Consider the following 14,073-nt stretch of genomic DNA (forward strand, 5'->3'; position numbering starts at 1 on the left):
TGAGGAAACACTCAACGAACAAAGTCTCTGCCCAAAACAGGCATAAATAGTACTTTTTACTTGGAAGAATGTGGTGAATGTATGTTTTATAAGCATCTAATCCCTAATGCACAACGATTATCTGAAGGTAAAGCGCTTCACTTCAAAGTAAATCAAAGCGAATTTGTTATTATCAAACAACAGGGTGAGTTGCGCGCCTACGAAAACCGCTGCCCACATCAAAAACGTGCGCTAAACTGTCATACAGAAGAGATTTTTGATGACGATGGTGATTACATAAAATGCCATCATCATGGTGCTCTTTTTTCACCAAATGATGGCCAGTGTATTGCTGGACCATGCCAAGGCAAAACCTTAAAAAAAGCCACGCTTGGTGTAGAAAAGGGCAATTTTTATATACTGATCGGAGAAGGCAGTCCTGCCGTGGCGTAACAAGTAATGAGATTTTGCTTGTATCCACTATGATGACACCTAAATACAGCCTAACTGTGTCGTATGCCTTAGACCAATCAGCATAATGCTTGCGGAGAGTACGATGCAGTTATATCAGTATGATCATTGCCCAAATTGTGTTCGTGCCGATATGGTGGCCAATTACAAAGCGCTTTTCCATGAAAAAATTTATCTTCTTCATGGTGACGATGACGAATGTTATGCCTTATTAAAAAAGCTCCCCTCTTCGAAAAATAGGCAATTACCCATTTTTAAAAGTGACGATAACACCATCATCACGGATGGATTAAAGATTGCCCGATATTTAGATAAAATTGGCGACTCAGAAAAACCGATCCGCCCCTCAGCTCAGGATATCACCGCTCACAGCATCCTTGAGGAAGCAGAACTTCATATCAATTGTCTTGTTTTTCCCCGTAACATTCTATTAGGGCTCCCTGAGTTTTCATCACGTCAGTCTCGCGATGAGTTCCGCATCAAGAAAGAAAGTGAAATACGTCGCTCCTTTGAGAAAGCCCTCGAAGAAACTCAGCACCATAAAAAAATCGTTGAAATGGCATTACAAAAGCTCCCCGAACAGACGTTGCCTTCAGATCATAGCCACACCATTAGCTGGGATGATGTGATGCTATTCCCAAAACTTAGAAACCTAACCATGGTATTAAACCTACAATTCCCTGATCATCTACGCCAATATATCGACGAGGTAGCACACGCCACTTCTATTCATACTTACTACCACTTTGAGATCTAATTAAATGCGTTTTCTAACCCTTTTATTAAGAGTACGCTTACTGAGCCCCACTATATTGCTCGGCAGCGTCTTCATTATGCTAACCAACAATGTACTTGCTGCTCCTCTGCGTATTGCAGTTGCCTCTAACTTTACCGCCCCTATGCAAATACTAGCGCCTCTTTTCGAACAAGAAACGGGTCAGAAACTGCAGTTATCCTTTGGCTCCTCAGGAAAATTTTATGCACAAATACGTAACGGCGCGCCTTATGATGTCTTTTTATCAGCCGATCAAGCCAAACCAGATAAATTAATCAAAGCAGGTTTAGCTCAAAAAAGCAGTAAAATCATTTATGCAAAGGGAATACTCGTCTTATGGTCCGCGACACAACAGCGTGTAGAACCCGTTAAAAGCACCTTAGAGCAAGCCCGCAAAATAGCCATTGCCAACCCCAAACTGGCCCCATATGGTTTAGCTGCCAAAGAAACCTTAACCAAATTAGGCTTATGGGACATTTTACAAAGCAAACTAGTACAAGGCGAAAACATAGGACAAACCTATCAGTTTGCTTATTCGCAAAATGCCGAATTGGGGTTCGTTGCCTTATCCCAAGTTTTGGCTGGGCCTGTCAAAGGCCGTTACTGGCAAGTCCCAAATAACGATCATAGCCCCATCAAACAAGCGGCAGTCCTGTTAACTCACAGTCAACATAAAACACAGGCCCAAAAATTCCTTAACTTTTTAGTACGAAAGGATATTCAAAAGCGTATTAAAAACTTTGGTTATGACTCTGGTCAGTAAGTCACCCTAGACAAACACCAATGATACGATTCACTTATCTTCTTCAATATAGTCTTGCCTTAAGGTGATAACCCTATGTTATTAAGCTCAGGAGATTGGACGGCTATATGGTTAACGCTCAAATTAGCGACCAGTGTCACCATACTGCTGCTTATTCTTGGCACGCCATTAGCTTGGTGGCTTGCGAGAACATCCTCTTGGCTTAAGGCACCAATCAGTGCCATTGTAGCAATGCCCCTTATTCTCCCTCCTACGGTACTGGGGTTTTATTTGTTAATATTCCTAAGCCCTAACGGAGCGCTAGGCCACTTTTTGACAAACATTGGGATATCACCTCTGCCCTTTAGTTTTACTGGCTTAATCTTTGCCTCAATGATCTATTCTCTTCCCTTTGTGATTCAGCCTTTACAGAATGCCTTTGTCGCTATGGGAAACCGTCCTCTGGAAGTGGCCGCTACCTTAAGAGCCTCTGCATGGGACCGTTTTATTCATGTTGCTCTCCCCATGGCAAAGCCTGGTTACCTTAGTGCGGCAGTCTTAGGTTTTGCTCATACTGTCGGTGAGTTTGGTGTGGTACTGATGATGGGCGGTAATATAGAAGGGGAAACTCGCGTGCTATCGGTTCAAATATACGATCATGTAGAAGCTCTTGAATATGCCCAAGCCCATACATTGTCTTTACTCATGGTGTTGTTTGCTTTTGTAGTATTAGCCTTTTTATATGCAACTCAAAAAGTGAATAAGCAAAAAGCAGACATAGGATCATGGTGATGAACGCAATAAACATTCGCTTGAGTCGATCTAAGCAAAGCAGGTCAGACTTCGCTTTAGAAGTTGATCTCACTTTACCAAACCAAGGCGTCACAGCGTTATTTGGCCGCTCCGGATCGGGTAAAACCACCCTATTACGCTGTTTAGCGGGTTTAGAGAAAAACCATCAGGGCCAAATCGCCTTTAACGAGGCTATTTGGCAAAGTGAAGCTGGGGATTTTTTGCCCGTTCATAAACGTCCCATCGGTTATGTCTTTCAAGAAGCCAGTCTATTTCCCCATCTTTCCGCTCGCGATAACCTCGCTTTTGCTACGAAAAGGGCTAACAAAGAAGAGAGTGTCATCGCTTATCAAGACGTGATTGATCTATTAAATATTGCCTCGCTACTGGAACAATTCCCCCATCAACTCTCCGGTGGTGAAAGGCAACGCATTGCCATCGCACGTGCCTTATTGATTCAACCAAAGCTTCTCCTTATGGACGAGCCATTATCCGCCCTTGATGAGGGCCTAAAAAAGGACATTCTTCCTTACCTAGAAGCCGTTTGCTCAAACATGTCCATTCCGATTCTTTATGTGAGCCACTCTTTAGACGAAGTCATTCGCTTAGCTCAATATACGGTCATTATGGATCAAGGGAAAATCGTCGATCAGGGAGAAACGCAATACCTTCTTGGAAAATTATCAACGTCCCGATATACCTATCAGAACACGCGTTTTATGATCATCGGTCAGATCACGCAACAAGATGAACAATGGGGATTATCCACCTTATCCTTTGGTCAACACAGCTTGATGATTTCACGTACACACGAAGTCATTGGCGACACAGTAAAGCTGCAAATTCAAGCACGAGATGTCAGCATCGCACTCTCAGCTAATGAAGACTCTAGTATCATCAACCGACTAGCGGTTTATATTGATGATATCAGCCACAATGAAGCTGACCCAAACACAGTATTGGTCAGAATGATGGCAGGCAAAACCCCGATTCTCGCAAGCATTACGGCCTATTCTGCCCAAAAACTGAATTTAACCATTGGCCAACATGTCATAGCACAAATCAAATCCGTCGCGGTATTAAGGTGAGACCTTTGCTCGATGTCACGAGCGACGCCAAGACGCGGCAAAAACAGATGAGAAAGCGGAGTTTATACCTATAAATGAGCATTTTGAGTCTGTTTTTAACAAAGTATTGGCAAGCGCAGTAGTCGTGCAGAAGTCTCAAGGAAATAGTTAATACTAATGAGTTCTATGTATTCTTTAGATGAGACAAACCTGAAACAAAAAATAATAATGATACAAATTAATAAAAAGACAGTATTCTATGGAAGATCAAGCATTAGCAATTAGATCCCTCTTTATTGGATCAATCGATAGCCTAAAAATCGCGATGAAAAAAGCCATGGTAGAAAAAAACCTTTCTGGTTCACCACTGCTTTTTTTTGTATTAGACCATATCCAAAATACCCCAAACTGCACCGCCCAAGATGTCAGCCAAAAAATGCATCGTGATAAAGGACAAATTACGCGGATTATCAAAGAGCTGATTACCAAGGGATTGATCACTAAACAACTCAATCAGAACGACAAACGTAGCCACTTTATTTTCCTAACAGAGCAAGGTCAGGCGTACTATCAAACACTAAAGAATGCCGACAATGAAGCCATCGCCCTGATGAAAGCCAGCATCAGTCAGGAAGAGCTTGATACTTTTCTAAGAGTAGGGCAACGCATGCTACAAAATATTCAAAGCCACATTAACGAGCCATAAATTGGCGACGTTGACGCTATAGTCTGCACTAAACCAATGAAATGAATTATTCATTCATCGTTTTTTTCTATGATGAGTGCTTATTGGCTAAGTGATTTTGTTGAAGTGGAGCCCCTGTTAATGGATTCAATCGACTAGCTGACGCTTTTTTCGATAACATATAAAAGGCTAACATCTCCTTTTTCATAGGTTTTGAGTACAAATACCCTTGCCCAATATCGCACCCATAATGATTTAATAATGCGACTTGCGTATCCCGTTCAACCCCTTCCACGACCACTTTCACGCTCGCTCTATGGGCAGCAGAAATAACACCACTCACTAGACGTTGCTGCTCTAGAGAACTTTCTATATGTCTTATGAATTGCGGCGCAATTTTGATCATATCGATTGGTAACCTTGTCAACGTTGATAAAAGTGCGCCTTCAGTACCAAAACTATCTATCGAAATTGAAATGCCCATTTCCCGTAGCGCCTTCAATGTCGAGATCACCGACGTTGAACCATTTATCACAATGGACTGATCTAACTCAAATATGAAGTAATGAGCAGGCAGATTACGAGTCTCCAACATAGAAGCAATGACATCAATAAAATTAGGATTAATTAAATGGTCAAAGGCAATGTTTAAACAAACGGGTTGAGCAACGCTGCCTTCTTTCGCTAATTGAGATTGAACCATTAAACAGGCCTGTTCAAACATCCAAAAACCGACATCGACGACCTTCCTCGATTCCTGAACCAAAGCCCAAAATGCTGCATGATGGAATACACCTTTTTCAGGATGATGCCAACAGATCAGCGCTTCGCATGCCACCACGTCTCCCTCTTTCATGTTAATTAGAGGCTGGTAGCAAAGCGTTAACTCATGGTTTTCTACTGCTGAGATCAACTCGTCATCAATGTTCTTCAAACAATCCACGCACTTTTGTTTTCGCCCATCTTGTTTGAACTCTTTCTGTTTCAGCCCTTCTTTGAAAAAGTAAACGTTATTGCGTCCTGACTCTTTCGCCTTGTACATGGCCATATCCGCACGACCAAGCACCTCTTCCGATGAATCACCATCTTCAGGAATCAAAGTAACACCAATGGAAGCAGACACAGAATAGTTTTTCCCTTGTAAAACGACAGGCTCATTGATGGATTTAAGCAGTCCTTGAGCGAATAACTTAATCGTTTGACGATCATGGTAATCGGACAGCAGAATAGCAAACTCATCCCCCCCCAGACGAGCGACTACCCCTTTTCCATTCACAATATTTGTTAAACGTGACGCCATAACCGTTAACAGCAAATCGCCAGCACCGTGCCCAAGCCTGTCGTTGATATCTTTAAATCCATCCAAATCTAAGTACATCAGTGCACAACGACTCTTATCACTGTTTAAACAGGCGATGAACACCTTTTCAATAAAAAGACGACGATTTGCTAACTGTGTTAGAGGATCATAAAAAGCGAGTTTTTCCAACTCACGGGTTTTAAGGCGAATAATGGCCTCAAGCCTTTCTGGTTGTAGCAAGATATAACGCAGACTCCCGCCAACGAACAAGGCGACGAGTAAGGTGACTCCGTAGCCAATCACATAGACCATTAAGCCATTGGATTCTTTTTGTGATAAAAACAACCGCCACATATTATTGGACACATTGATATTGCTCCAAGTCACAATGCCATCTAGAGGCTGAGCAGACTTCGCAAACACATTATCCTGCCCTTTATCTGGGTCAAAATAGCTAAGCTGATAACGAAACCCCTTCTTTTCAAGAGTGGGTAAACTGCTTGCCTTGATCAAACCATCCAAATTAATCAGAACAGAAATGACACCCCAAAATTCTTCAACCCCATTGTTTTCGATAAAAACCGGATTATAGCCAGTGATAGCTTCCCCTCCTTGAGTCAAATTAAACGGGCCATCTAAAGTGAGAGTTTTATTTCTAATGGCATCAAGCACACTTTTTCGATGCTTATCATCTTTTAAAATATCGTGCCCTAAGGCGGCTTCATTACCTTTTAATGGATAAATCATTGACACCACACCATTAGGTGCCAGCTGTAAGTTGGATATTCCTCCAATGGACTCAATCATATGATGGGCATAATCAGCAAAGCGTTCAGGAGAGTCTAAGCTCTTTCGCTCCAGCGCTAAAAAATACGTGGCGGATAATGCGCTAAGCAGACGACGTTCAATGACACGAGCCTGTGAGACCGCAACTTCCTGAATCAATGCGGCCTGTTCTTTACGCTTAATATCTTCTGTTTGTTGGGTAAAAAACGCGCCAATACATAACAGAGAGAAAAAGACGCCATAGCAGATAAAATTTCGTTTGCGTCGGGTCAAGAATACGCTCCCACCCCCATAAAAAAGTAAAGGAAGTATGAAACAGAACCGGCATATTCTCGTTATAGAATTAGTGAAAAGATGTAGCGAGAATTACATATCAATACGTAATACAACATCTTGTGGCGGAATAGATTAAAATCAACAAAGCTCTGATAACAAAAACCCTGACCTCTTTCGAGTATCAGGGTTTCCAGACTTAACTGTGTAACGACTGCTTAGAAGGTATAACCAACACCCACCATAACAGCAAGAGGGTTTACTTTAGTACTGATTGTACCAACAGCTGTATGAACATCGGTATCAATATTCATGTACCAAACAGAAGCGTTGGCAAACAGTTTATCACTAATCTTCATATCGACACCCGCTTGTGCAGCAAGCCCCCAAGTACCATCGACACTTACATTCGTGCCAGCTAACGCTCCTTTGCCTTTCGCATCAAAAAATACTGTGTGGTTTAAACCCGCCCCGACATAAGGACGAATATCACTGTTTGACTTGCCAAAATAATACTGTGCCATTAAAGAAGGCGGTAGTTCAGAAACTTCTGCCACTTTTCCAAGTTTAGAAGTAGATACATCATGTTTAAAAGGCGTCGCCAACAACAACTCAGCCCCAATATTATCAGTTATCATATAAGTCAATGTGGCAGCCAATTGAGTATCGTTACTGATTTTTAGTTCTTGGTTATCACTTACAGCAACGTCATCACTGCTTTCATTTGGCATCACGGTAGCAACACCACCACGAACGAAGAAATCGCCAGCTTGATGCGCCAAAGCAGCGGTAGAACAAAGAGCAGAAACAAGAGCCACAGGTAGTAAAGCTTTCATGATAGATTCCTTTTTTTCTTGATCAAACAAAGTTTCAATGACAAGAAAAGTAACAAGGATCTAACATTAAAATATTAATCTAGATCAATTTTTCTCTTTCCCAGCTTTTTTATAGATAAGAAATACCCACCCAGATCAATAAAATACAACTTGATAACCCAGAAAACATCGATTCATCATCTCTCTTTGTCATACAGCCGAGGCTCATATCTCTTTTTCCAAGCTTGAAAAAACAGCCAGTAAACCTAAAAAAAATTATGAGTTTACTAATTTACCTAATACACTGAAATCGGTAAACTTACGCCATCATCACACTGGAAACCAGATTCATGCCAATACTACTTGCCGTCACCCTGTTGTGGGCTTTTTCCTTTAGCTTAATCGGTGTCTATCTTGCCGGGCAAGTTGATGCCTGGTTCTCTGTATTAATGCGAGTATCACTTGCGACCTTGGTGTTTTTACCCTTTTTGAAATTACGTCAAATTGAAGCCAAAGTAGCACTACAGCTCATGGTGTGTGGCGCATTGCAACTTGGCATCATGTACGGTTTTTACTATCAATCCTTTCTCTTTTTGACGGTCCCCGAAGTCTTACTCTTTACCGTCATGACACCTATTTACGTCACCTTACTGAATGATCTGTTAGACCGCCGTTTGAATATTGGCTTTATTATCAGTGCCTTACTTGCCATTCTCGGTGCCGTCGCCATTCGCTACCAAGAAGTGAATGATGGATACATAAAAGGTCTTTTGATCGTTCAAGGAGCAAATTTATGCTTTGCCGCTGGTCAAGTGGGCTATAAGCGCATCATCGCCAAAGAGCGTCCAGACCTCCCCCAACGCACAGTATTTGGTTGGTTCTTTCTTGGTGCTCTTGCCGTAGTGATTCCTTGTTTCTTAATGCTGGGGAATATCAACAAACTCCCCACCACCCCTTTACAATGGAGCATCCTGGTTTATCTCGGTACCATCGCCTCAGGAGTCGGTTATTTCGCTTGGAACAAAGGGGCGACAATGGTCAATGTGGGAACCTTAGCCGTTGCCAATAATCTACTGATTCCTGCTGGTATTTTTGTCAATGTGGTTTTTTGGAACCATAATGCCGACATACTGCGGCTCTCTATTGGCGGTTCAATCATCCTATTAGCCTTAATTGTGAACGATAAATTCAACCAGAGATTCAGCAAGCACCTTACCAAAATGGCGTAAAAAGACCATGCTTTAACGTCCATAGTGATCATGGAATCGAACGATATCATCCTCGCCAAGGTAGCCTCCAGACTGTACCTCGATCAGTTCTAGGGCTATCTCTCCTAGGTTTTCAAGAGAATGAGTTTCCCCTAAAGGAATATAGGTGGACTCATTCTCCGAGAGAAGAAAGCTTTCATCACCCTTGTAAACTCTAGCCGAACCAGAGACCACAACCCAATGCTCAGCCCGATGGTAATGCATCTGCACACTGAGTTTTCCCCCTGGCCTGACGACAATACGCTTCACCTTGTAACGCTCACCCATCGCCATAACTTCATAACTCCCCCAAGGACGATGCACTTTTTTATGAAAACGATGCTCCTCACGACCACTAGCCTGAATACGTTGCACAATTTTCTTCAGTCCTTGTGAGTGCTGCTTATCCATTACCAAAACGGCATCTGCCGTTTCAATCACCACCAGATTGTCAACGCCGACCGTTGCCACTAAACGACTATCTGCTCTGACCAAACTATTTGAGGTAGTTTCAAGCATCACATCCCCCATTAGAGCATTATGACGTTCATCTTTCTCAGCGTGGTCGAATAGTGCCTCCCAAGATCCTACATCACTCCAATCGCCCTTATAAGCAATCACTTTGGCTCGTTCGGTTTTTTCCATAAGCGCATAATCAATGGACTCATTGGGGCAGGTCGAAAAACTCGCTTCATCAACACGAATAAAATCTAAGTCTTCTTTACGCTCCTGATAAGCCAAGCTCACCGACTGATGTATCTGTGCTTGATGTAATGCCAATTCAGTTAAGTAACACTCTGGTTTAAAAACAAACATGCCACTGTTCCAAAGATACTCTCCAGATGAGTAATAACGCTGAGCAGTGTCTTTATCTGGTTTTTCAACAAAGGCAGTAACGGATGTGCCATCCAGTGACTGAATATAGCCATAACCCGTTTCAGGTCGGGTAACTTCTATACCAAAGGTCACCAAGTTCCCCTTTTGGGCTACTTCAATGCTTTGCTTGATGGCCTCACCAAAAGCATCCAGATCCTTAATAAGGTGATCTGCAGGCAGCACTAGCATGATGCACTCTTGCTCCGAGTCATTGTCTTGCAGATGTCGTCGCTTAGCTTCTAGCGCCGCCAATGTAATAGCTGGTGCTGTATTACGCCCCACAGACTCCAGCATAATAGAGGCATTTTTTATGCTGAGCTCTTGTAGCTGTTGAGCCACTAAGAAACGATGCACCTCATTGCAAACAATGATAGGCGCATGCTCAGATAGCCCCTGCACGCGTAACAAGGTTTCTTGAAAAAGCGTATAAGTAGAACCGAATAAGTCAATAAACGGCTTGGCGGTATGGTGACGAGATAACGGCCATAATCGCTCGCCACTTCCCCCCGCTAAAATCACAGGAATGAGAACCACATTTGCTCCTTGTACACACAACGTAAGCCACTATTCTACCTAGATATAAAAAAACCCTGTCAAAACAGGGCTTTTTATACAAGCGCATTGGCGTTTATCACCTAAGCTATTATTTCATTTTATTGAAGCAACCAAACCTGAAAAGCTTTACGCTCAGCCTTATTAGCTTTGTTATACCAGAACTGCAACATTTCATATTGTGTATTCTTCACTTTAGTTTGATAGGTATGATCCACTATCCAAATGCGAAAATTTTTGCGGGTCTGCTCGTCTGACTTATTAAACCAAAATTGCATCATCTGGAATTCATTTGTCTGCGTAACAGACTTAGGAGCCGGAGCAGGAGCCGAATAAGAGGCATTAGCAGAGGTATTCGCTTGCTGCTTCGTAGCCCCCTCACCGGTAAACTCTTTGATTTCTTCTCGATAATTACGTAGGGGTTGGAAACCTGGCTGAAGCGGCAACATACTGACTTTATATTGAACCTCATCGCCTTTGCTGTTGACAATGTCAAATTTTGGCTTTTGAGAATACTTTTCTGCTCGCGATTTTTCGTGGATATAAGGCGCTTTTAATTCAAGATTTGCGCCTTTTTTGACATCCATATCAATGATCAGTGGCTCAGACTTAATCATATCAACATCGCCACCATGACGAAGCGATTGGTTATAACGAACAACGATTTGGTGATGACCTGATGGAATGGTCACTTCAAAATCATCGCCATAATTATTACCATCTTTTAGGTCAATGTACATGATTTGATAAGATGTTGGCACTTTAAATGTGGCCGCCATAGCATGGGTGGTAACAGCTCCAAGAAGAAGCGAGCTGGCAAGTAAGATTGATTTTTTAAAGCGCATATATTGGCTCCCTAAAAAGCGCGATCTGTGTTATCACGAACTTATATGGTGAAAATATTATTATTCGAAACTGGTTCGAACTCCGTATCGAGCGTCAATTTATCACAAACAGATGGCAAGTTAAGAGAAAACAGCACTTTTTATACACGCTTTCCCAATTTTGACTTGATTCGATACTACAAGCTATCCTGATAAGACTATCTTTTATAATATTTTTTTATAAAATTAAGAGCATTCAACTTAACCCAGCGGGCCGTGTGGGCCACCACCACGGTGATCTCCCCCAGTATAAATGTCCTCTTGCACTTGCTTAGCACTTTCTTTTTTCTCTACTTTGCCCGAGGTCTCAGGACTGGCCTTAGCATCAGGCACACCATAAGCCCCTGCTGGACCACCACCACGATGATCTCCTCCTCTATAGCCAGTGTTATCCATAGACGCGCATGCCGTTAACCCAAACATCACAGCGGCCAATATGGTCGCCTTATTCATTTTTAAACAATTTGTCATCTCAACGCCTTATTCCATTTTTCATAAAGCGAATCCTAAGAGGCTTAGTCGGTAAAAGCAAACAATCAAAACCGCTCCTCAAGTGTCGTTTTTTTGACAAACAAGCTCCATTAGAGACAAATTTTGCAAAAAAATCGTACAGACAATGAAAGAACATCAGCACCGCCATTAAGAACATGCAAACAGGGTAAAAGAAAGCGTAGTGTGATGGAGGTTGAACGATTTTCAGAAAACCATAGGATCAATACTCGTTATGGCTAAAGATATTCTTCAATCTCATTAACGTTCATATCAATGATTCAAGGAGTGCTTATCATGATGATATCTCGCAACCGGAAACTGACCATTCTTGGAGTGGGCTTGCTTGCCAGTACGCTGTCTTTTGCTGTAAGTGCACATTCACTACACGCTAAGATAGGAGCTTACCCTGGAACGAAAACAACGGTAACAGGCCATGTCTCAGTCCATTTTGATAAAAAAGATATGACGGTCAAATACAACTTAAAAGGATTGAAGCCCGTTAATGACGGCGGTCTTCATATTCATGTTGGTACCAGCTGTAAAGAAGCTGACAAAGTTGGTGGTCACTATTTCTCTCCGAAATCTGGCGGCGACTACTGGAAAAGCGCTCAATGGGTATCTGACTCTAAAGGTCGTGCAAAAGGCAGCTTTCGCTTGATATCAGGATTAGATTACAAAGCCAATTTGGGGCACGCTGTCGTGATTCATGATGCAAGCGGAGCGCGGATTGGCTGTGGTATTTTAGAAAAGTAATCCTCCCTAAGGTAGTCAATGTCAAAATGGGATGCCGAAACATCCCATTTTTGGTTAATCACTAACAGCCGTTAGTTCCCCATCAAATTTGCCTTAATAATATACAATTGCGCTGCGTCTATTGTATTACCATCCAAGTACTTCTGTTCTAGCTTGCCCTTGGTAGACCAAGTGGCAAAATCATCGTCGTTTAATACCCCTAAATGATAGGGATCAATCACCCACATACCTTCCATTTTATCATGTGGATAAGAGACCGCTTTGGCCACATCGACAACCAGTGACTTACTAACAGGATAAATGCCTTTTTGGGCCAACGCCTCCCAGCCATTTTTCTCCGTATACTGCTCAAGGGTCAGACCATCAATCATCAAGCCATGGCTGGCATCGCGGGTAATGGATGATGACAAAGCCACTGTAGACAAGGGGGTACCACGGTTAAGATCAATTCGATAAATTTTCTTTTGCACATTAGGGTTCGCCTTACCATCTGGGCCGCCCAACAAGAACCCTCCGTCTCGCTCATCAACCAAAAACTCATGGCTATTTAAATCTGCTAACTCAGAGTTCGAATTTTGCGCTTTATCTTGACGATAGAGGTATTGTTCCGTTTTGCCTGTTTCAAGGTTCACTGTAACAATACGCGTTAAATCCCCCTTTTGAGCCGCTTTATTTGGATTGCGCATTGTTGATTGCATAATGCCAACCAAGGTTTTCTGATCTGGTGTCACAGCCAACCCTTCCATACCTCGGTTAGGACGACGATGGGCAAATACTTCAGGCAAATGGAAGACATCGCGGGCATCATTTTTAAATGGGTTAATACGACCAATCTCAACACCATTACTATCGTAATGCACGATATGTGGCCCATATTCATCACTCACCCAAAAGGTGCCATCTTTCATGGCAACAAGGCCTTCACTGTCTAATCCGTAATCGTCCACTTTTATCGGATTAGTGACTTTGTTATAAGGTTTAGAGTCGTCCATTAAAATAGGCTTACCATCAACATGATAAGGGGTCTCTCCAGTACCACCCAGTGCAGGAGAGTTTGGCAACCCAGTAATAGGCTGCCCATCAGAGCGGCGCAATAAGATCGTATCCACTTGACGAATTTGGCCGTTATCTTCTACCTCAAACAACCCAATCCGAGGAGTATAATTTGGCACAGGGAAAATCTTGCCTTTGCCATAGTCACCATTATAACTTGCATTCGGGCCGCGATCCGTCAGGGCGTAAAACTGATTGGCTTGATTTGGGTTGCCTGTCATGGAAGAGCCATAACCGCCATTTCGAATCTCAAATGGCTTATGGGTTTTGTCATCAATCAAATCATGACGTAATACGGTATAGGGTAAGTAACTCCCCGTTTTCGGAAAAGACTCAACAAACTGGGGAGTTTTTGACATAGAAGACTGACTAGCACAACCTGATAACACGCCTGCACAAAGCACACCAGCAAACCACAACTTATTCATAACGCTTCCTCTTATGTTTATAAGGCGTTTGAGCGAACGCCAATTTGTCAACATAAAGTAAAGAGTTAGCATGACAGTTTGATTAAAAAGCCAACAGATGTGT

The 14,073-nt window shown here is 42.5% G+C and carries 14 protein-coding genes; 8 read left to right on the plus strand and 6 right to left on the minus strand.

Features of this window, described 5'->3' with window-relative positions; all coding sequences use genetic code 11:
• Window positions 1-81: 81 nt before the first annotated feature.
• From AC0VYI_RS19415 to AC0VYI_RS19440, 6 genes are all read left to right on the plus strand, one after another.
• On the plus strand, window positions 82-432 hold the full coding sequence (locus AC0VYI_RS19415; RefSeq protein WP_199474276.1) for a Rieske (2Fe-2S) protein: 351 nt from the start codon (window positions 82-84) through the stop codon (window positions 430-432).
• Between the two features lie 103 nt (window positions 433-535).
• Entirely contained in the window at window positions 536-1,207 is a 672-nt protein-coding gene (grxB, locus tag AC0VYI_RS19420; RefSeq protein WP_475444944.1) for a glutaredoxin 2, read from the plus strand.
• 4 nt (window positions 1,208-1,211) lie between these two features.
• A complete protein-coding gene (gene modA / locus AC0VYI_RS19425) occupies window positions 1,212-1,988 on the plus strand; it encodes a molybdate ABC transporter substrate-binding protein (protein ID WP_475444946.1) in 777 nt (258 codons plus the stop codon).
• Window positions 1,989-2,063: 75 nt separating this feature from the next.
• Entirely contained in the window at window positions 2,064-2,759 is a 696-nt protein-coding gene (gene modB, locus AC0VYI_RS19430) for a molybdate ABC transporter permease subunit (protein ID WP_475444948.1), read from the plus strand.
• Complete coding sequence (gene modC / locus AC0VYI_RS19435; RefSeq protein ID WP_475444950.1) at window positions 2,759-3,847, plus strand: molybdenum ABC transporter ATP-binding protein; 1,089 nt, start codon at window positions 2,759-2,761, stop codon at window positions 3,845-3,847. Before modB ends, modC begins: the two co-directional genes overlap by 1 nt.
• Before the next feature lie 238 nt (window positions 3,848-4,085).
• A complete protein-coding gene (locus AC0VYI_RS19440) occupies window positions 4,086-4,532 on the plus strand; it encodes a MarR family winged helix-turn-helix transcriptional regulator (RefSeq protein ID WP_199474255.1) in 447 nt (148 codons plus the stop codon).
• A gap of 67 nt (window positions 4,533-4,599) precedes the next feature.
• On the opposite strand, the gene AC0VYI_RS19445 is transcribed toward AC0VYI_RS19440, so the two are convergent.
• Window positions 4,600-6,870: a bifunctional diguanylate cyclase/phosphodiesterase gene (locus tag AC0VYI_RS19445; protein WP_475444952.1), complete on the minus strand. Its 2,271-nt coding sequence runs from the start codon at window positions 6,868-6,870 to the stop codon at window positions 4,600-4,602.
• 218 nt (window positions 6,871-7,088) lie between these two features.
• Complete coding sequence (locus tag AC0VYI_RS19450; RefSeq protein WP_475444953.1) at window positions 7,089-7,706, minus strand: OmpW family outer membrane protein; 618 nt, start codon at window positions 7,704-7,706, stop codon at window positions 7,089-7,091.
• A gap of 329 nt (window positions 7,707-8,035) precedes the next feature.
• Between AC0VYI_RS19450 and AC0VYI_RS19455 the strand changes: the two genes are divergently transcribed.
• The gene (locus tag AC0VYI_RS19455) at window positions 8,036-8,914 is read left to right on the plus strand and encodes a carboxylate/amino acid/amine transporter (protein WP_475444955.1); all 879 of its coding nucleotides are present in this window, start codon (window positions 8,036-8,038) and stop codon (window positions 8,912-8,914) included.
• A gap of 12 nt (window positions 8,915-8,926) precedes the next feature.
• On the opposite strand, the gene AC0VYI_RS19460 is transcribed toward AC0VYI_RS19455, so the two are convergent.
• From AC0VYI_RS19460 to AC0VYI_RS19470, 3 genes are all read right to left on the minus strand, one after another.
• Window positions 8,927-10,342, minus strand: coding sequence for a mannose-1-phosphate guanylyltransferase/mannose-6-phosphate isomerase (locus AC0VYI_RS19460; protein ID WP_475444957.1), 1,416 nt, complete (start codon window positions 10,340-10,342; stop codon window positions 8,927-8,929).
• A 119-nt stretch (window positions 10,343-10,461) separates the two neighbouring features.
• Complete coding sequence (locus AC0VYI_RS19465; protein ID WP_475444959.1) at window positions 10,462-11,205, minus strand: YccT family protein; 744 nt, start codon at window positions 11,203-11,205, stop codon at window positions 10,462-10,464.
• Between the two features lie 240 nt (window positions 11,206-11,445).
• The gene (locus AC0VYI_RS19470; RefSeq protein WP_475444961.1) at window positions 11,446-11,715 is read right to left on the minus strand and encodes a hypothetical protein; all 270 of its coding nucleotides are present in this window, start codon (window positions 11,713-11,715) and stop codon (window positions 11,446-11,448) included.
• Window positions 11,716-12,030: 315 nt separating this feature from the next.
• Here AC0VYI_RS19470 and AC0VYI_RS19475 point away from each other — a divergent pair, with 315 nt between their 5' ends.
• Window positions 12,031-12,489: a superoxide dismutase family protein gene (locus AC0VYI_RS19475; protein WP_199474233.1), complete on the plus strand. Its 459-nt coding sequence runs from the start codon at window positions 12,031-12,033 to the stop codon at window positions 12,487-12,489.
• Between the two features lie 71 nt (window positions 12,490-12,560).
• Here AC0VYI_RS19475 and AC0VYI_RS19480 read toward each other — a convergent pair whose 3' ends face one another.
• Complete coding sequence (locus AC0VYI_RS19480) at window positions 12,561-13,970, minus strand: esterase-like activity of phytase family protein (RefSeq protein WP_475444963.1); 1,410 nt, start codon at window positions 13,968-13,970, stop codon at window positions 12,561-12,563.
• Window positions 13,971-14,073 lie beyond the last annotated feature (103 nt).

The sequence above is a fragment of the Marinomonas sp. 63XJN7_9_ISO-PGPR-S23-217 genome, assembly GCF_056173515.1.